Annotated in this window: 16 protein-coding genes and 1 pseudogene; 1 reads left to right on the top strand and 16 read right to left on the bottom strand. The window is 71.0% G+C overall.

Features of this window, described 5'->3' with window-relative positions; genetic code table 11:
- Nucleotides 1–9 precede the first annotated feature (9 nt).
- The 13 genes and pseudogenes from ACIQ7M_RS32270 to proS form a co-directional block, all read right to left on the bottom strand.
- Nucleotides 10–318: a DUF2469 domain-containing protein gene (locus ACIQ7M_RS32270; protein WP_003965949.1), complete on the bottom strand. Its 309-nt coding sequence runs from the start codon at nt 316–318 to the stop codon at nt 10–12.
- A gap of 55 nt (nt 319–373) precedes the next feature.
- On the bottom strand, nt 374–898 hold the full coding sequence (locus ACIQ7M_RS32275) for an NUDIX hydrolase (RefSeq protein ID WP_403650958.1): 525 nt from the start codon (nt 896–898) through the stop codon (nt 374–376).
- Entirely contained in the window at nt 888–1,661 is a 774-nt protein-coding gene (lepB, locus tag ACIQ7M_RS32280) for a signal peptidase I (RefSeq protein ID WP_403650960.1), read from the bottom strand. The genes ACIQ7M_RS32275 and lepB (ACIQ7M_RS32280) overlap by 11 nt, the downstream gene beginning before the upstream one ends.
- A 149-nt stretch (nt 1,662–1,810) precedes the next feature.
- On the bottom strand, nt 1,811–2,752 hold the full coding sequence (lepB, locus tag ACIQ7M_RS32285) for a signal peptidase I (protein ID WP_403650962.1): 942 nt from the start codon (nt 2,750–2,752) through the stop codon (nt 1,811–1,813).
- A pseudogene (lepB, locus tag ACIQ7M_RS32290) lies at nt 2,640–3,728 on the bottom strand (signal peptidase I); the annotation flags it as partial. The gene lepB (ACIQ7M_RS32285) and the pseudogene lepB (ACIQ7M_RS32290), both read right to left, overlap by 113 nt.
- Nucleotides 3,721–4,437, bottom strand: a complete 717-nt coding sequence (gene lepB / locus ACIQ7M_RS32295; protein ID WP_403650964.1) for a signal peptidase I — start codon at nt 4,435–4,437, stop codon at nt 3,721–3,723. The pseudogene lepB (ACIQ7M_RS32290) and the gene lepB (ACIQ7M_RS32295), both read right to left, overlap by 8 nt.
- A gap of 79 nt (nt 4,438–4,516) precedes the next feature.
- On the bottom strand, nt 4,517–4,867 hold the full coding sequence (gene rplS / locus ACIQ7M_RS32300) for a 50S ribosomal protein L19 (RefSeq protein WP_403650966.1): 351 nt from the start codon (nt 4,865–4,867) through the stop codon (nt 4,517–4,519).
- Between the two features lie 131 nt (nt 4,868–4,998).
- Nucleotides 4,999–5,820, bottom strand: a complete 822-nt coding sequence (trmD, locus tag ACIQ7M_RS32305) for a tRNA (guanosine(37)-N1)-methyltransferase TrmD (protein WP_403650968.1) — start codon at nt 5,818–5,820, stop codon at nt 4,999–5,001.
- Nucleotides 5,820–6,407, bottom strand: coding sequence for a ribosome maturation factor RimM (gene rimM, locus ACIQ7M_RS32310; RefSeq protein WP_355769594.1), 588 nt, complete (start codon nt 6,405–6,407; stop codon nt 5,820–5,822). The genes trmD and rimM overlap by 1 nt, the downstream gene beginning before the upstream one ends.
- Before the next feature lie 189 nt (nt 6,408–6,596).
- A complete protein-coding gene (locus ACIQ7M_RS32315) occupies nt 6,597–6,836 on the bottom strand; it encodes an RNA-binding protein (RefSeq protein WP_003973401.1) in 240 nt (79 codons plus the stop codon).
- 2 nt (nt 6,837–6,838) lie between these two features.
- Entirely contained in the window at nt 6,839–7,258 is a 420-nt protein-coding gene (rpsP, locus tag ACIQ7M_RS32320; protein ID WP_355769591.1) for a 30S ribosomal protein S16, read from the bottom strand.
- 452 nt (nt 7,259–7,710) lie between these two features.
- Entirely contained in the window at nt 7,711–8,307 is a 597-nt protein-coding gene (locus tag ACIQ7M_RS32325) for a hypothetical protein (RefSeq protein WP_037625093.1), read from the bottom strand.
- 251 nt (nt 8,308–8,558) lie between these two features.
- Nucleotides 8,559–9,974 carry a proline--tRNA ligase gene (proS, locus tag ACIQ7M_RS32330; protein ID WP_403650971.1) on the bottom strand — a complete coding sequence of 472 codons (1,416 nt, stop codon included), beginning with the start codon at nt 9,972–9,974 and terminating at the stop codon, nt 8,559–8,561.
- 199 nt (nt 9,975–10,173) lie between these two features.
- On the opposite strand from proS, the gene ACIQ7M_RS32335 reads away from it, so the two are divergent.
- Nucleotides 10,174–11,028, top strand: a complete 855-nt coding sequence (locus tag ACIQ7M_RS32335) for an SAM-dependent methyltransferase (protein WP_403650973.1) — start codon at nt 10,174–10,176, stop codon at nt 11,026–11,028.
- 201 nt (nt 11,029–11,229) lie between these two features.
- Here the strand turns inward: ACIQ7M_RS32335 and ftsH are convergent, their stop codons facing one another.
- The 3 genes from ftsH to ACIQ7M_RS32350 form a co-directional block, all read right to left on the bottom strand.
- Nucleotides 11,230–13,164 (bottom strand): ATP-dependent zinc metalloprotease FtsH, encoded by a 1,935-nt coding sequence (ftsH, locus tag ACIQ7M_RS32340; RefSeq protein ID WP_403650975.1) that lies wholly within the window; start codon nt 13,162–13,164, stop codon nt 11,230–11,232.
- Between the two features lie 135 nt (nt 13,165–13,299).
- Complete coding sequence (gene ffh / locus ACIQ7M_RS32345; RefSeq protein ID WP_355769579.1) at nt 13,300–14,853, bottom strand: signal recognition particle protein; 1,554 nt, start codon at nt 14,851–14,853, stop codon at nt 13,300–13,302.
- A gap of 527 nt (nt 14,854–15,380) precedes the next feature.
- The gene (locus ACIQ7M_RS32350; protein WP_403650977.1) at nt 15,381–17,840 is read right to left on the bottom strand and encodes a [protein-PII] uridylyltransferase; all 2,460 of its coding nucleotides are present in this window, start codon (nt 17,838–17,840) and stop codon (nt 15,381–15,383) included.
- Nucleotides 17,841–17,850 lie beyond the last annotated feature (10 nt).

Here is a 17,850-nt window from a genome sequence, read left to right on the forward strand (position 1 = left end):
TTCCGGTCCTCAGCCGCCCGGCAGTTCCAGATCGCTCTTGTTCAGTTCTTCGATGTTCACGTCCTTGAATGTCAGGACACGCACCTGTTTCACGAAGCGGGCGGGGCGATACATGTCCCACACCCAGGCATCCGCCATGGACACCTCGAAAAACACCTCACCCTGGACCGAGTGCACCTGCATCTCGTAGTCGTTGGTGAGATAGAAGCGCCGTTCGGTCTCGATCACATATTTGAACAGACCGACGACATCGCGGTACTCCCGATAGAGCTTCAGCTCCATCTCGGTCTCGTACTTCTCGAGGTCCTCGGCGCTCATGGCATGTTCCCCTTCAGCCGTGCGTCCCCCTATTGTGCGCCAGCCCCGAGAGCCCCTAGACGATTTCCGTGTCGAGGACCTCGGGCGTGGCCGGGGGACCCTCGTCGAGCACCCTGCGGAGCAGCTCGGCGAGCTTGGTCGGATACACCGTCTCATGTGCCTCGGTCAGTTCCCGGCACGTCCACCAGCGCGCTCCGGCGACGCTGCGCCGCTCCAGGTCCGTCAGCCCCGTGGCCGCCGTGGCGGTCTGGGTCGTACGGGCCAGGAAGTACCACTCGTCCTGGTCCCAGCGCCTCCCCGCGAACGGGAACGAGCAGATCCGCCGCCACAGCACGGGACCCAGTTCGACCTCGGTGATCCCGGTCTCCTCGACGAGTTCCCGCAGAGCCGCCTGCTCCCGGGTCTCGTCGCCCTCCACGCCGCCGCCGGGGGTGAACCACCAGTCGTCGGAGGCATCGTCCGGTTCGTGGCCGTGGAGCAGCAGGATGCGGTCCTGCGGGTCGAGCAGCACGACCCGGGCGACCTTGCGCAACCCGTCGCGGTCGGGGGCCTCGTCCGACTCCGCCGCCTCAGCGGGCACCGGCGGACTCCGTGCGCGCCCGGGAACGGCCGGCCAGCTTGGCGACAGGCCCGTACGCCGCTCCGCCGAGCACGAGGACGGCGCCGGCGATCACCAGGGCGATCATCGTGGGGAGCGGTCCCGGCTGGGACAGGGCACCGAGCACCTTGAAGCCGTCGGGGCGGGCGAGCATGCCGTTCATCGGCCAGGCGATGGCGTCGACCCGGGCCTTCACGGTGCCGCGCGCCACGGTCCCGCTGGCCGCGTCCGTGAGGTGCGCGGTGGAGTCCAGGGAGCCACGCCGCTCGTCACCCAGCAGGAACAGCCGTCCCTCGGGGACCTTCACGGTCGGGAAGCCCGTGAGCTCGGCGAGGCTTCCCTTCGGCAGATACGATTCGTCGATCTTCTTCCCGTTGACGGTCAGCTTGCCGTCGGTGCAGCAGGCGACCGTGTCGCCGCCGACGGCGACCACGCGCTTGACCACCGACGAGCCCGTGACCCAGGTCTTGTCCTCGAAGACGACGACGTCACCGCGGCGGACCTCGCTGCCGTCGACGCGCTGCGCCAGCACCCGGTCGCCGATGTTGATCGTCGGCGCCATCGAACTCGTGGGGACGGTGTACGGCCGGTAGTCGACCGCCGCCCAGGCGAATCCACCGAGGAACAGCAGCAGGCCCAGCGCGACGGCCACCCCGGACAACCGCTGTCCGGTCCTGCTGCCCGCCGGGGCCCTGCTCGTGCCGCCGCCGCGCGGGGCCGTACGTGTTGCGCTCTCGCCACCCATAAGCCCGCACCTTACCCAGGGGTACGGTCCGGGGTCAGCCCCCGCTGGATCACGATCGCCGGAGCGGGCCGGATCCTTGCCCGGAAACGAACGGGGCCGGCCTCCGCGGACAGGTCCGCGGAGGCCGGCCCCGAAGGCCGTGAGATGGCTCAGTCGTCCTTGGACGCCTTGCGCCTGCGTCGCACCAGCACGAGCGGGGCCGCGCCCAGCAGGGCCACGGAACCCGGCGAGGTGACCGCCGCGGCCGCCTGGTCGCTCAGACCGGGCTGGTCGAAGGTGTCCGGGACCGGGAGGGTGCCCCAGCGGTTGATGGGCCACGCCTTGACGATGGCACGGCCGACGACGTCGTTCACGGGCACCATGCCGTGGTGCTTGTCCGTCTGGTTGTAGCGCGAGTCCCGCGAGTTCTGGCGGTGGTCGCCCATCACCCAGATCATGCCCTTGGGGACCTTGACCTTGAACTGGCCGCCGTCCTCGTCCTGGCTGCACGGGGTGTTCCCCGCGTACACGTACGCCGACTCGTTCAGCGCCTTGCCGTTGACCTTCAGCGGGCCGGTGCCCTTGCACTCGACCGTGTCACCGCCGACGCCGACGACCCGCTTGATGAGGTCCTTCTCCTCGGCCGAGGGCATCAGGCCGATCCAGCTCAGGACCGTCTGGAGGGCGTTCGGGTTGGCCGTGGGCTCGCCCGCCAGCCAGTTGTCCGGGTCGTGGAAGACGACGACCTCGCCGCGCTCCGGCTCGGAGCCGAACCACGGAGTCAGCTTGTCGACCAGGACGCGGTCACCCTGCTGGAGGGTGTTCTGCATCGAGTCCGACGGGATCGAGAACGCCTGGACCAGGAACGTCTTGATAATCAGCGCGAGCACTAGAGCGATGCCGATCAGGATCGGCAGCTCCTTCCAGAAGGAGCGCTGCTTGGTGGACTTCGGGTCCCGTCCGGAACGCCCGGTCGAGGCGTCCCCGTCCTCGGAGCCGCTCCCGGAACCCGAATCGGGCTCTACGGCCGGGGCAGCCGCATCCTCGGGCCGCTCCGGCTGTCCCTCGGGACCTTCGTGCCCAGATCGCGCGCCGACCGCCACATCCCCCACATCCACTCCTCACTCCGTGCCGCCGCCCGCGCCGTATTCGGCGCAGGCCCACCACTCCCATAACGAGCGGGAGTTCCGCAGGGCTCGGGAGCGGGATCAATCCGTCTGGATCCGCAGAGGCCACCCTATGCGACAGGGCTGGAGCGGAAGCCGACCCTCCGGGCGCGTCGGCCACCGTCGAGAAGGTGTTCGGCTCCGTCAGACGGGTCCAGTGACCGATGGGCCAGCCGATGACCATCGCCCGGCCCACGACCGAGTCCTCGGAGACGGTGCCGCTGAACTTGTCGCTGCGGTGGTACCGGGAGTCCGCGGAGTTGCCCCGGTGGTCACCCAGGACGAACAGCCGGCCCGCGGGCACCTTCACCTCGAAGGCGAAGTCCGAGGGTTTGTCCCCGGCGTAGATGTAGGGCTCGTTCAGGGGGGTGCCGTTCACGGTCACCCGGCCCTCCGTGTCGCAGCACTTGACGGTGTCCCCGCCGAGTCCGACGACCCGCTTGATCAGGTCCTTCTCGTTGTCGGAGGGCAGCAGACCGATGAAGGTCAGCCCCTCCTTGAACTGCTTGACGACCACGGGGTCGTTCTTCTTCTGGGACTCCTCGGCGGTGAGCCAGCCTCCGGGGTCCTTGAAGACGACGACGTCACCGCGCTTGGGCTCGGAGCCGAACCAGGGGGTGAACTTGTCCACCAGGACGCGGTCGCCGATCTGGATCGTGTTCTCCATGGAGCCCGACGGGATCACGAAGGCCTGGACGAGGAACGTCTTGAGGACCAGGGCTATCAGCACGGCCACGCCGACGAGGAGAGGGATCTCCTTGACCGCCGAGCGGCGCCTGCGCCGCTTGATCTTGCGCGCGAGCTTGCGGCGCTCGACCCGGCTGGGCCGGGCGGCGCCTCCGGCGGCGCGCCGGGACCCGGTGGGGAGCAGGTTGTCGGCGGCGCTGGCGGAGACCCCGCGCGCCCGTCCGCGGTTACCCACGGGCACCCCCGGCGGCGGGCACGCGCGCGTAGGCGTCGGGACGCGTCAGACGGGTCCAGTGGCCCGCGGGCCAGGCGATCCAGTCGGCCCTGCCGATGACCTCGCCGACGGGGACCATGCCGCCGCCGGGCGAGCCCAGGTGATCACGGGAGTCGCTGGAGCGGCCGCGGTGATCACCCAGGAGGAACAGGGACCGCTCGGGCACGACGACGTCGAAGGGCACCTCGGACGGGCTGTCGCCCTGATAGAGAAATGTCGACTCGTCGACCGATCGGCCGTTCACTTCGAGTCTCCCCTCCTTGTCGCAGCAGACCACGTGGTCCCCCTCAACCCCGACGACGCGTTTGACGTAGTCCGCGTTCCCGAAATAACCGGTGCCGTCGAACACGACGACATCGCCCCGCTGCGGCTCGGAACCGAAACGGTACGCCAACTTGTTTACGAGAACGCGGTCCCCGATCCTCAATCCGGACTCCATGGACCCGCTGGGAATTTCGAAGGGCTGCATCACGAAGCGGCTGACCAGCAGCAGAAAGACCAGACAGACCAGCACGGTCAGGGTGATCCGGCCCCCGGGGAGCCACGCGGCGACTTTGTCGGCGAACGCAGAACGCGACCCCTCCTCCGGCCCCGCTGTGTCCGAGATCTCCTCGGGAGCGGAAGGGCCGGAGGAGCGGTCGCGCTCCACGGGCTGTGCTTCGGTGTCCATCGGGGCCAGATGCTATCCGGCCCGTCTGAGACACCTTCTTACCGGCTCGGTCGCCGACGGATCACCGCGGCGGACGGGCTCAGCGGTCGCGCTTCTCCTTGATCTTCGCGGCCTTGCCGCGCAGGTCACGGAGGTAGTACAGCTTGGCGCGGCGCACGTCACCGCGGGTGACGACCTCGATCTTCTCGACGATCGGGGTGTGCACCGGGAAGGTGCGCTCGACGCCGACGGAGAACGAGACCTTGCGGACCGAGAAGGTCTCGCGGACACCGGAGCCCTGGCGGCGGATGACTACGCCCTTGAACTGCTGCACACGGGAGCGGTTGCCCTCGATGACGCGGACGTGGACGTTGACGGTGTCACCCGGGCGGAAGGCCGGGATGTCGGTGCGCAGCGAGGCGCCGTCGACCGTGTCGAGCAGGTGGGACATTGTGTCTGCTTTCTTCGCTGATGCCACAGGTCATCAACGGGAGAGAGGTTCGAAGATGATGCCGTCTCGTCGGGACGGGCGTCGTGTCCCCCTGTGGCAGGGGCGCACGCCGGACGACGGAGAGCAGCGGCCTATTCTTCCACGACGTCCGGCCTGCGCCAAAATCGGCCGTCGGGGGCCGGGCTCCAGCCCAGGATCGAGAGCATCTCGCGATCCTTCTTGTCGAAGCCGGAGGCGTCGCAGCGCTCGATGAGGTCGGGCCGGTTCGCCGCCGTACGGCGCAGTGCCTCGTCGCGGCGCCAGCGGGCGATCTTCCCGTGGTGGCCGCTGACCAGCACCTCGGGGATCTCACGGCCGCGCCACCTCGGGGGCTTGGTGTACACCGGCCCCTCCAGGAGGTTGGCCATGGCCCCGGGAGCGAACGAGTCGTCGCGGTGGGACTCGGCGTTGCCGAGGACTCCCGGCAGCAGTCGCGCCACGGCCTCGGTGACGACGAGGACGGCCGCCTCGCCGCCGGCGAGGACGTAGTCGCCGATGGACACCTCGTAGACGGGCATCCTGGTCGCGTACTCGTCGATGACTCGGCGGTCGATGCCCTCGTAGCGCGCGGGCGTGAAGACCAGCCAGGGGCGCTCGGAGAGTTCGACGGCGAGCTGCTGGGTGAAGGGGCGCCCGCTGGGGGTGGGGACCACGAGGGCGGGGCCGTGGGCGCCCGTCTCGTAGCCGTCCGCCAGGGCGGAGTCCAGGGCGTCGCCCCAGGGCTCGGTCTTCATGACCATGCCGGGGCCGCCGCCGTAGGGCGTGTCGTCGACCGTGTTGTGCCGGTCGTACGTCCAGTCCCGGAGGTCGTGCACGTGCACGTCGAGCTGTCCGCGCGCGCGGGCCTTGCCGACGAGTGAGACGTTCAGCGGTTCCAGGTACTCGGGGAAGATCGTGACCACGTCGAGCCGCATCAGGCGCCGGCCTCCGTGGCGTCCTCGCCGGCCGCGGCGGACTCGTCCTCCGCGTCCCTGGTGGAGACGATCTCCGCCTGGTCGTCGATCAGGCCGGGCGGCGGGTCGATGACGGCCCGCTGCTCCTCCAGGTCGATCTCGACGACGATCTCCTCCACGAACGGGATCAGTACCTCGGTGCCGTCCGGGCGCTCCACCACGAACAGGTCCTGCGAGGGCAGGTGCGAGATCTCCGTGATGCGCCCGACCTCGGAGCCGTCGACGGTGACCACGTCCAGGTCCATGAGCTGGTGGTCGTAGTACTCGTCCGGGTCCTCAGGCGTCTCGTCCGGGTCGACCTCGGCGATCAGCAGGGTGTTGCGCAGCGCCTCGGCGGCGTTGCGGTCCCGCACGCCCGCGAAGCGCAGCAGGAGACGGCCGCTGTGGACGCGGCCCGTCTCGATGGTCAGTGGTCCGGTGGAGGCCGGATCGGTGAGCAGGACGGCACCGGGGCCGAGCCGGAGCTCCGGCTCGTCGGTGCGGACCTCCACGGTGACCTCGCCCTTGATGCCGTGGGCACGGCCGACGCGAGCGACTACCAGCTGCACTGTGCTTGATCTCCTGTCGTGTGCCGACGGCGATGTTTGCGGACGACCGCGGGAGCGCGGGCGTCCGTGAGGTTGACGGGCGTCCCTTCCGGGAGGGACCCGGTGGCCGCCCGGACGGGTTCGCAGACGACTACGGGCCGGGGACGGCTCGTAAGCCCTCCCCGGCCCGAGCCGGTGTTGCCTGTTACGTCAGCGGACGTGGTCCACGTCGACGAGGTCGACGCGGACACCGCGGCCGCCGATGGCACCCACGACGGTACGCAGAGCGCGCGCGGTGCGACCGTTGCGGCCGATCACCTTGCCGAGGTCGTCCGGGTGGACCCGGACCTCGAGAACGCGCCCACGGCGCAGGTTGCGCGAGGCGACCTGCACGTCGTCGGGGTTGTCGACGATGCCCTTCACGAGGTGCTCGAGAGCCTCCTCGAGCATGCTCAGGCCTCGGTCGACTCGGACTCGGCCGCGGCCTCGTCCTTCTTCTCAGCCTTCTTCTTCTGGGTGATGGCCTCACCCTTGCCCGTGTCGTCGCCACCGAGGGCGTCGAACAGCGGGCGCGCGGCCTTCGGCTCGGCGACGAGCAGCGGAGCCGGGGCCGGCAGGCCCTTGAACTTCTGCCAGTCACCGGTCAGCTTCAGGATGGCGAGCACGGGCTCGGTCGGCTGCGCGCCGACACCCAGCCAGTACTGCGCGCGGTCCGAGTCGACCTCGATGCGCGAAGGGTTCTGCACCGGGTGGTACAGACCGATCTCCTCGATGGCCCTGCCGTCACGGCGGGTACGGGAGTCGGCGACGACGATGCGGTAGTGAGGCGAACGGATCTTGCCCAGACGCTTCAGCTTGATCTTGACTGCCACGGAAGTGGTGTCTCCTGGTCTTGACGGGGTTGGGCACGCAGAGATGGCCGCGTGGGGTTGCGGTACCCGAGTGCCCGATGGACGCGTCAGCCGGAGGAGAGAGGGGTCCTATGCGGCTGTCGAGTACAGCTAGCCATTCTGCCACATCCCGCGCTCCGCCCGGACCGAGGGTGGGCGAGCCCACGTCCGCCGCACGAGCCCGCGCCCGGACGAGCCCTGCCGGGACCACCGCATGCCTGACCGAGCCCATGCCTGTCGGGCACCCGGTGTTCCGGGTGCCCGACAGGCATGGGCGACGTGCACCGGCCGCCGGGGCCTCGGAGAGATGCCGCCCGTGCGCACTCGTGCCTCCTGAATTCCCCCACCTGCTCCAGGGCGGTGAGGGAGGCACGACTGCTCACGGGCCGCGCGAACTCGTCCGGCACCCACGAGACGCCGGTGGAGCCCGCTCCTCAGCCGGCGGCCGCCCCGACCACCTCCGGAATCCGGAAGGGCTTGCCGCACCCTCCGCACACGATCGGCGCCTGCGCGAGGACGGACGGGACCACGCGCACGTTGCGCCCGCAGTCGCAGACGGCCTTGACGCGGACACCTCCCCCGGATGAGCCGTGGCGTGCGGCCGGGCCGCGGAACGAGCGGGCGGTGTCCGCGGACGTGGCGGCCGTGTGGGCCTTCAGCGCCCGCTGGAGCCGCTCGATGGTCGGACGGTAGCGGCGCTTCGCCTCGGGGTTGAGCGTGACCAGCGAGAAGCCACTGCTGGGATGCGGCTCCTCGGGATGGTCCAGGCCCAACTCCTCGGCGATCGCGAGGAATCTGCGGTTGTGATAGCGGCCGGCGCGCGAGGTGTCGCGGACTCCGCGGGCGGCGGCGATGCCGTGGACTGCTTCGTGAAGCAGTCGTTCGAAGGAGAGTTCGTGTCCGCAGGCGGACGACGATTCTCCGATCAGGGACTCTGGCGCGGCAAGATCGGGCAGTTCGGGGTGGTGCCGCTGAATGTCGGCCCACGCCCCTGCCAGCTCTGCGGCGAGAACAGGTGGTGTCGTGCTCACGTAATGAGAACGAGCGGGAGTGCCTCCGTGTTCCTATTACGGGGCATCCCAAATAATTTGCACGTACCCGTCAGTTGCCACTGATGTGAACCGACGAGGTCGGGTGCGCTGATCTGCGGAGAAGCGTTACAGCTCATACCAAGGCGGTACGTAGTCACACGTACGCCCCGGCGCGTAGACGATTTCAGCACGCCGGGGCACCTGTGGTCGGCAGATGCGCAAGAGGTGTTTCGGCCGCCCTGCCGTTCGGCTCAGTAGGCGCGGGCGACGACGGCGACGTTACCGGGTGCGTCGTCGGTGTCCGGCACCGACCCGTCCTCGGCGACCAGACACCGTACGGTCACCGCGTGCTCCGCGAGCCTGGCCTCGCCCTCTTCGCCGAGGTCGGCCCAGGGGATGCGCGCCCAGCCGCCGGCCACGGCGGTCTCCACGGCCGCGCCGATGGTCGACACGTCCGTCGTACGGGACTCGCGGCGCTCGCGGGACTGCCTCAGGAGGAGCGCCTGGTCCTCCTCCAGGACGCCGGGCAGCAGGGCGGCCAGCGCGTCGAGGGCCACCGGCTCCTTGCCGCCGGGAATGCGGCGGGCGAGCATCGCCGTGCCGTTCTCCAGGTCACGGGGCCCGACCTCGATCCGTACGGGGACGCCCTTGAGCTCCCAGTCGACGGCGCGGCGCCCGAAGGGGGTGTCCGTACGGTCGTCGACCTGGACCCGTACACCCGCCGCCGCCAGCCGTTCGCCGATGTCGCGGACCTTGGCCAGAACGGCATCGTCCCCCTTGATCGCGAGGACGACGACCTGTACCGGGGCGAGCCGGGGCGGCACCCGCAACCCACTGTCATCACCGTGCGACATGATCAGGCCACCCACCATGCGGGTCGAGGCCCCCCAGGAGGTCTGCCAGACGAGCTCCTGCTTCCCGTCCCTGGACAGGTACTGGGTGTTGAACGCCTTCGCGAAGTTCTGCCCCAGCTCGTGACTCGTGCCCATCTGGAGCGCCTTGCCGTCGCCCATCATGCCTTCGAGCGTGAGGGTGTTGATCGCGCCCGCGAACCGCTCGCTCGCCGTCTTCCGGCCGAGGACGACATCGATGCCGAGGACGTTCACCATGAAGTCGGCGTAGACCTCCTTGTGGATGCGCGCGGCGTAGTCCCGGGCGTCCTCGTACGTGGCGTGCGCGGTGTGGCCCTCCTGCCAGAGGAATTCGGTCGTTCGCAGGAACACCCTCGGGCGCATCTCCCAACGGACCACGTTCGCCCACTGGTTGATCCGCAGCGGCAGGTCGCGGTAACTCTGCACCCACTTGGAGAAGTACTCGTTGACGATCGTCTCGGAGGTGGGGCGGACGACGACCGGCTCCTCCAGCTCCTTGCCCCCGCCGTGCGTGACGACCGCCAGCTCGGGCGCGAAGCCCTCGACGTGCTCCGCCTCCCGGGTCAGGTACGACTGCGGGATGAACAGCGGGAAGTAGGCGTTCTGGGCACCCGCGTCCTTGATGCGGGCGTCCAGCTCCTGCTGCATCCGCTCCCACAGGCCGTACCCGTAGGGCCGGATGACCATGGTGCCGCGCACCGGTCCGTTGTCGGCGAGCTCGGCCTTGTTGATCAAGTCCTGGTACCAGCGCGGGAAATCGTCCGCCTGGGGAGTGAGCACGGGTGCCTTTGCCATGCGGGTGATGCTACGGGCCCACGTTGCCGGTATGTGAATTCTTGCGCCTTTCGCGGCCGGGCCGTAAACGGGCCCCCGAGACCCCTGGACGGCACGTCGAGGGCGGAGTTACCTGACATACGGGGGGAGTGCGGGCCTCGCGCGCGGGGGCGGAGGAAGGGGGCCCGGCGGCAACTCTCGGCGGATTGGGGCACTTTCGATGACACCTACGCTCGTGCGGCAGCACCTTCCTCATGCGGGCCCATCGCCCCGCTCGGACCGGGGTGCACGCGCGCGTGACTGGGCCGAGATCCAGGAGCGGATGCTGGTGCCGCTCTTCGAGGCCGTCTACGAGCGGCTCGAAGTGGGCGGCGGGACACGGCTGCTCGGGCTCGGCTGCGGGTCGGGGCTCGCGCTGTTGATGGCCGGCTCCCGCGGCGCCGCGGTCACGGGTGTCGACTCCTCGTCGCCCGAACGGCTGGCCCTCGCGCGGGATCGTCTGCTGCCGTCCGAACGGGACACGGGCCCGCGCGCCGTGGCCCGGATCGTGTCCGGGTCCCCGTGGGACACGGTGGTGGAGGGAGCGCCGGCGTACGACCTGGTGACCGCGTTCGAACCGATCGGGTGCGTGGCCGGCGACTCCGAGGGGCTCGGTGCGCAGCTCGTGGAGGCGGCACCGCTCGCGGGCCGGGGAGCGCCCGTGGTGCTCGTCGGGTGGGGGCCGCCGGAGCGGTGCACCACCTCGGCCGTGCTGCGGGTGGCCACGAAACTGGCCGATCCCCTGCGCGCGGCGAGCTGGCGTGCCGCCCGCCGGGACGACCTGGAGGACGTGGCCCAGCGGGCCGGACTGCGGCCGGACGGCTCGGGGCGGGTGGCCTGCCCGTTCGGCTACGCCGATGTGGACAGTGCCGTACGCGGGCTGCTCTCCACGGGGCTCTTCGACGCGGCCGTCGACGCCACCGACCAGGCGCAGGTCGAAAAGGAGGTGGCGGAGGCGCTGCATCCCCATCTGCGGCGGGACGGGACCGTGTGGATGCCGAACGTGTTCCGGTATCTGATCGCCCGTACGCCCTGAGACCGGTGGGTGGGTCGGGGCCGTGCCGGTGCATCAGCCCGTCGCCGTCGGGTGAGGCGTGGGCGTCGGTGGCGACGGGCATCGATGTACCGGCACGTCCCCTCGCGCCGGATCCCGGCTGCGGGAGCGCTGTGGCTTGGGTGTGGTGGCTTGGGTGTGGTGGCTTGGGTGTGGTGGCTTGGTGCAGTCCCGGGGCCGGGGTCACACCTCCTTGGTCGTCCGGGGCACGCCGGCAATCCGGTAGGCCTCGGCCTCCTCCAGCGTCTCGTTCGCGAGAAGCGCCTCCGCCAGGGCGTCGAGCTGCCCCCGATGGTCGCGGAGCTTCTGGCAGGCCTCCTCGTAGCACTCGTCGACGATGCGGCGCATCTCGTGGTCGATCGAGTCGAGGGTGCCCGGGGCCGCCGCGAGGCCGTAGGCCTGCTGGGCGTCGTTGGGCAGCGCCGACAGCCGGCCGACGCGCTCGCTCATGCCCCAGCGGGCCACCATGCCCCGGGCCAGGTTGGTGACCTGTTCCAGGTCGTTCTCCGAGCCCGTGGTGATGACGTCGTAGACGACGTGCTCGGCGGCCATGCCGCCGAGGGCGCCGATGATCCGGCCGCGCAGATACTCCTCGGTGTACGCGTACCGGTCCGCGTCCGGCGTCGAGAGGGTGACGCCGAGCGCGCGGCCGCGCGGAACGATGGTGATCTTGCGGACGGGGTCGGCGCCGGGCCGCAGCATGCCCAGGAGGGCGTGGCCGCTCTCGTGGTACGCGGTGCGGCGGCGCTCCTCGTACGGCATGACCAGGGAGCGTTCGGCGCCGAGCTGGACCTTTTCGAGCGCTTCGGAGAGGTCGCTCTGGTTCACCTCGGTCTGCTTGCGCTTGACGGCGAGGAGGGCGGCCTCGTTGGCGAGGTTGGCGAGGTCGGCGCCGGTCATGCCCGGGGTCGTACGGGCCACCTGGGTCAGGTTCACGTCCGGGGCGAGCGGGATGTCGCGGGTGTGGATCTCCAGGATCGCCTCGCGGCCGCCGCGGTCGGGGGGCGAGACGTTGACGACGCGGTCGAAGCGGCCGGGGCGGGTGAGCGCCGGGTCCAGGATGTCCGCGCGGTTGGTGGCGGCGATGACGATGACGCCCTCCGAGCCGGAGAAGCCGTCCATCTCGGTGAGGATCTGGTTGAGCGTCTGCTCGCGCTCGTCGTGACCGCCCATGGCGGAGCCGCCCGACCGTGACCGTCCGATGGTGTCGATCTCGTCGATGAAGATGATGGAGGGGGCCACCTTGCGGGCCTCGGCGAACAGTTCGCGCACGCGCGAGGCGCCGACGCCCACGATCATCTCGATGAACTCGGAGGCGGAGGCGGAGAAGAACGGGACGCCCGCCTCGCCCGCGACGGCCCGGGCGAGCAGGGTCTTGCCCGTACCGGGCGGTCCCGCCAGCAGCACGCCGCGCGGCATCTTCGCGCCCATCCTGCGGTACGCGTCGGGGTTCTTGAGGAAGTCCACGACGTCGTCGACCTCGCCGGCCACCTCGTCGATGCCGGCCACGTCGGAGAACGTGGTGCGCTTGCCGCCGGGCACGAGCTCGACCGGTTTCGGCGGTGTCTTGCGGCCGAGCATGCCGCCCCCGCCGCCCATGCCGGAGCCCATCCGCCGGGCGATGAAGATCCACAGGACGACGAGCAGGATCATCGGGGCGAGCGAGATCAGCAGGTTGGACAGGAGGCTGCGTTCCTGGACCACCGGCGAGGCGGTCACCGTGACCTCGTGTTTCTGGAGGTCGTCCCACAGTTTGTCGTCGGCGAAGACGGGTCGCTGGGTCTTGAACTTGGTGTACTTCCCGTCGCCGTCGGGCTTCTCCTGCGAGGTCTTGAGCTGCCCCTGGATCGCGTCGCCCTTGGCGTAGATCTTGGTGACGTTGCCGTCGTCGACCTGCCGGCTGAACTCCGTGTACGAGATCGTCGGTTCGTTGCCCTTGTTGTAGAAGGACAGCACCAGGTTGGCGATCAGGAACACGATGAGCGCGGCCAGGGCCAGGCTCCACCAGCCGCCCGGCAGCTTCTTCCGGCCGCCCGGCGGCGGTGTCGGCTCGGGTGGCGTGCCCTCGGTACGCCACGGCTGGTCCGGTGCCTTGCGCGGCGGCACAGGGTTGCTCATAAGGGGACGTTACGACAGATGGCGGACACCGGCACCCGCGGTCATGCCAATGGGGGCGCCTCTCGCGGTGAGAGGCGCCCCCAGTGGGCGTCACGACGGGGCTCCCGTACGGGACGGGAGGTCGGTCCAGGAGCGTCAGCCCATGAACTTCTTGAACTCGTCCGGCAGCTCGAAGTCGTCCTGGGTGCCCTGCTGCGGGAGGCCGAAGGCGTTGCCGCCCTGCGCGCCGGCCTCGCGGCGCGCGGCCTCCTCTTCCTCCTGCTGCTTGCGCTTCATCGGGTTGCCGGAGCGCTGCTTGCCCTTGGCCTGCTTCGGCTTCTTCTTGGCGCGGCCGGGGCCGCCGCCCATGCCCGGCATCCCCGGCATGCCCGGCATCCCGCCGCCCTGGGCCATGCGGGACATCATCTTGCGGGCCTCGAAGAAGCGCTCGACCAGGCCCTTGACCGCGCTGACCTCGACGCCGGAACCCTTGGCGATACGGGCACGGCGCGAGCCGTTGATGATCGTCGGGTCGTGGCGCTCGCCCGGGGTCATCGACTTGATGATCGCGCCGACGCGGTCGACGTCCCGCTCGTCCAGGTTGTTGATCTGGTCCTTGATCTGGCCCATACCCGGAAGCATGCCGAGCAGCTTGCTGATGCTGCCCATCTTCCGGACCTGCTCCATCTGGGCCAGGAAGTCGTCCAGGGTGAAGTCCTGGCCCTTCTTGGACGCCAGCTTGGAGGCCATTTTCTCGGCCTCTTCCTGGCTGAACGTCTTCTCCGCCTGCTCGATCAGGGTGAGGAGGTCACCCATGTCGAGGATGCGGGAGGCCATCCGGTCAGGGTGGAAGGCGTCGAAGTCGTCGAGCTTCTCGCCGTTCGAGGCGAACATGATCGGCTTGCCGGTGATCTGCCGGATCGACAGGGCGGCACCACCGCGGGCGTCACCGTCGAGCTTGGAGAGCACGACGCCGTCGAAGCCGACGCCGTCACGGAAGGACTCGGCGGTGTTGACCGCGTCCTGGCCGATCATCGCGTCGACGACGAAGAGGATCTCGTCGGGGCTGACGGCGTCGCGGATGTCCGCGGCCTGCTGCATCAGCTCCTGGTCGATACCGAGGCGGCCGGCGGTGTCCACGATCACGATGTCGTGGACCTTGGCCTTCGCGAACTCGATGGAGTCCTTGGCGACCTTGACCGGGTCGCCGACGCCGTTGCCCGGCTCGGGGGCGTAGACGGCGACGCCCGCGCGCTCGGCGACGACGCTGAGCTGGTTCACCGCGTTCGGGCGCTGGAGGTCGGCGGCGACGAGGATCGGGGAGTGACCCTGGTCCTTGAGCCACTTGCCGAGCTTTCCGGCGAGCGTGGTCTTGCCGGCGCCCTGGAGGCCCGCGAGCATGATCACGGTGGGCGGGTTCTTGGCGAACCGGAGACGGCGGGTCTCACCGCCGAGGATCGTGACGAGCTCGTCGTTCACGATCTTCAGGACCTGCTGGGCGGGGTTCAGGGCCCGGGAGACATCGCTGCCCATGGCCCGTTCCTTGACGTTCTTGATGAACGTGCGGACGACGGGCAGGGCGACGTCGGCTTCGAGGAGCGCGATGCGGATCTCGCGGGCCGTGGCGTCGATGTCCGCCTCACTGAGGCGCCCCTTGCCGCGGAGGTTTTTGAACGTCGCGCTGAGGCGGTCGGAGAGGGTATCGAACACGGTGGCTTCGGTCCTCGGAGTCGGGGTCGTTTCGGGCTGCCCTCCAGGGTATCTGTCCGCGCAAGCGATTCCTCCCCGCACACCGCATTCGACGGGCGGGGACGCGGCCCGCGGGGGCGGAGACGGCGGTCCCCACCCCCCGCTGGACCGACTTCCGGCGACCGGACGACTCCCCGGGTCGCGGAGATCACATCCCGGCCCGGCACCCGGAGGCAGCACGCGAGGGACCCGGTGCGGACGCGGATGGGGTGCGGGCGCGGAAGCGGTGCGGGCGCGGGCCGAGTCCGGGGCGGACGCGGTGCGGAAGCGGTGCGGCCGCGGAAGCAGGGAAGCGGTGCCGACGCGGGCGCGGACCGAGACCGGTGCGTACGCGGGCGCGGAACGGCGCGGGCGCGGACCGAGACCGGGGTGGAACCAGCCGGGCGCGGAATGGCCGCCGGGCCGACGGCCCCACGGGGCGGAACCGGTGCCGGCGCGGAACGGCCCTCGGGCCGGTGGCCGGTGGCCGGTGGCCGGTGGCCGGAGGGTCAGGAGCGGAGTGCCTCCTCCACCGCCCGTGCCACCGAGGCCGCCTCCTCCCCCGGCAGGGGCTCCCCCTTCGCGCCCGTCACGTAGAAGGCGTCCACGGCGTTCGCGCCGAGCGTGGAGACGTGCATGCTCCGTACCCGCACCCGCGCCGTCTCCAGGGCCCGCCCGATGCGGTGCAGCAGGCCCGGGGCGTCGTGGGCGCGGACCTCGATGACCGTGGCCAGGCGGGAGGCCGCCGACGCCACGGTGACGCGCGCGGGGGGTGCGACGACGCCCCGGCGGCGCGGGTAGGCGGCGTCGCGCTCGGCGAGGCGGGCGCTGATGTCGAGGGAGCCGTCGAGGGCGCGTACGAGGTCGGCGCGCAGCCGGGCGGCCTGCGGCAGGGAGCCGTACTCGGCGGCGACGCGCCAGTTGAGCAGCAGCACCGAGCCGTCGACACCGTCGGGCAGGTCCAGGGCGCGCAGCTCGGCGGTGCGGACGGTCAGCCGGTGCATGGCGAGGACGCCGGCGACCGACGGGAGCACGCCGGGCTGGTCGGGGACGGCGATGAGGAGTTCCACGCCGAGCGGTTCCGGATCGGCCGGGGCGGCGGGGGGTTCGGCCTCGGAGTCGAGGGGTTCCGTCTGCGCGCGCAGGGACAGGACGGGCCCGCCCGTGCGGCACGCCTCGATCGCGAGGCGTTCCATCTCGGCGGTCGGCGCGGCGGCCTCGGGCTCCTCGGGAGCGTCCCCGGACAGTACGGCCGAGACCCGTTTGACCAGGTCGGCGACGAGGGAGCCGCGCCAGGAGGACCATGCGGCGGGCCCGGTGGCCAGCGCGTCCGCCTCGGTGAGCGCGTGCAGCAGTTCCAGGGTGCCCTGCGAGCCGACGGCCTCGGCGACGGAGCGGACGGTGGCCGGGTCCTCCAGGTCGCGCCGGGTCGCGGTGTCGACGAGCAGCAGATGGTGGCGTACGAGGGTGGCGAGCACCGCCACGTCCGCGCGGTCGAAGCCGATCCGGGCGGCCACGTCGCGGGCGATGATCTCGCCGGCGACGGAGTGGTCGCCGGGCCAGCCCTTGCCGATGTCGTGCAGCAGCGCGGAGACGAGCAGGAGGTCGGGGCGGCCGACGCGGCGGGTCAGTTCGGAGGCGCGGACGGCCGTCTCGATGAGGTGGCGGTCGACGGTCCAGATGTGGACGGCGTTGCGCTGGGGCCGGCAGCGCACCCGCTCCCAGTCGGGCAGCAGCCGGGTGATGAGCCCTTCGGCCTCCAGCGCCTCCCAGACCTCGATGGTCGGGCGGCCCGAGCCGAGGAGGGTGACGAGCTGTTCGCGTGCCTCGGCGGGCCAGGGTGTGGGGAGCGGACGTACGGCGGCGGCCATGCGCCGTACGGCGTGCAGGGACAGCGGGAGGTCCGCCTGCGCGGCGGCGGCCGCGGCGCGCAGCGGGAGCACGGGGTCGCGCTCGGGCCGGGCGGCGCGGGCGAGCCCGACCTCGCCGTCCTGCTCGACCACGCCCTCGGCGAGCGGGGACCGTTCGGTGACGGGCTTGCCGCCGCCCAGCATGGCGCGCAGCCGCGGTCGTACGGCGCGCGAGCGCAGGACGCGTCCGACTTCGCGCCAGGTGACGTCGCTGGCGTACGACACGACGCGCGCGGCCTCGTACACCTGGCGCAGGAGGGTGTCGGCGTCCAGCAGTCCGAGTTCCGCGGCGACCTGGTCCTGTTCCTGGAGGGCGAGGCGGTCGGTGGCGCGGCCGGTGGCGAGGTGCAGCGCGTCGCGGACGTCCAGGAGCCGGCGGCGGGCGTCCGCGAGGCCTTCGCGGGGTGCGTCCGCGAGCCAGGAGGCGGCGACGGCACGCAGCGCGGTGGCGTCGCGCAGTCCGCCGCGGGCTTCCTTCAGGTCGGGTTCGAGGAGGTACTGGAGTTCGCCCTGGCGTTCGGCGCGCTCCGCGCACAGTTCCTGGAGCTGGGGCAGCCGCTTGGGCGCCTGGTTGCGCCAGTCGGCGAGGACGGCCGTGCGCAGTCCGGCGGTGAGGCCGAGATCGCCGGCGACATGGCGGGCGTCGAGGAGGCCGAGCTGGACCTTGAGGTCGTCGGCGGCGGTCTTGCGGGCCTCGGCCGGGGTGCGGACCGAGTGGTCGAGATCGAGGCCGAGGTCCCAGACGGGGTACCAGACGCGGTCGGCGAGGGCGGCTACGGCGCCGGGGTCGGTGCCGTCGTGCAGGAGGAGCAGGTCGAGGTCGCTGCGCGGGGAGAGCTCGCCGCGGCCGTAGCCGCCGACGGCGATGAGGGAGACTCCGCGCAGGCCCTGGGATCCGGCGGTGAACAGGCCGGTCAGCCAGTCGTCCGTCAGTTCCGCGAGGGCGGTACGGCGCGGCGGCCCGGACCGCGCCTCCTCCTGGAGGAGGCGCAGCCGGGCCGCCGCGTAGCCGCTGGGTCCCGAGTCCTCTGCTTCCACTCGCGTGTTGGTACTCGTCACCCAGCGACTC

The organism is Streptomyces sp. NPDC096324, assembly GCF_044763015.1.
Classification (GTDB): Bacteria; Actinomycetota; Actinomycetes; order Streptomycetales; family Streptomycetaceae; genus Streptomyces.

What these genes read in the sequence shown, in the direction of transcription:
- ACIQ7M_RS32270 (WP_003965949.1), bottom strand. Translation starts at nt 318, where the DNA reads ATGAGCGCCGAGGACCTCGAGAAGTACGAGACCGAGATGGAGCTGAAG.
- trmD (WP_403650968.1), bottom strand. Translation starts at nt 5,820, where the DNA reads ATGCGGCTCGACGTGGTCACGATCTTCCCCGAGTACCTGGAACCGCTG.
- ftsH (WP_403650975.1), bottom strand. Translation starts at nt 13,164, where the DNA reads ATGAGCAACCCTGTGCCGCCGCGCAAGGCACCGGACCAGCCGTGGCGT.
- proS (WP_403650971.1), bottom strand. Translation starts at nt 9,974, where the DNA reads ATGGCAAAGGCACCCGTGCTCACTCCCCAGGCGGACGATTTCCCGCGC.
- lepB (WP_403650960.1), bottom strand. Translation starts at nt 1,661, where the DNA reads ATGGGTGGCGAGAGCGCAACACGTACGGCCCCGCGCGGCGGCGGCACG.
- ACIQ7M_RS32335 (WP_403650973.1), top strand. Translation starts at nt 10,174, where the DNA reads ATGACACCTACGCTCGTGCGGCAGCACCTTCCTCATGCGGGCCCATCG.
- ACIQ7M_RS32315 (WP_003973401.1), bottom strand. Translation starts at nt 6,836, where the DNA reads ATGCTCGAGGAGGCTCTCGAGCACCTCGTGAAGGGCATCGTCGACAAC.
- rplS (WP_403650966.1), bottom strand. Translation starts at nt 4,867, where the DNA reads ATGTCCCACCTGCTCGACACGGTCGACGGCGCCTCGCTGCGCACCGAC.
- lepB (WP_403650964.1), bottom strand. Translation starts at nt 4,437, where the DNA reads ATGGACACCGAAGCACAGCCCGTGGAGCGCGACCGCTCCTCCGGCCCT.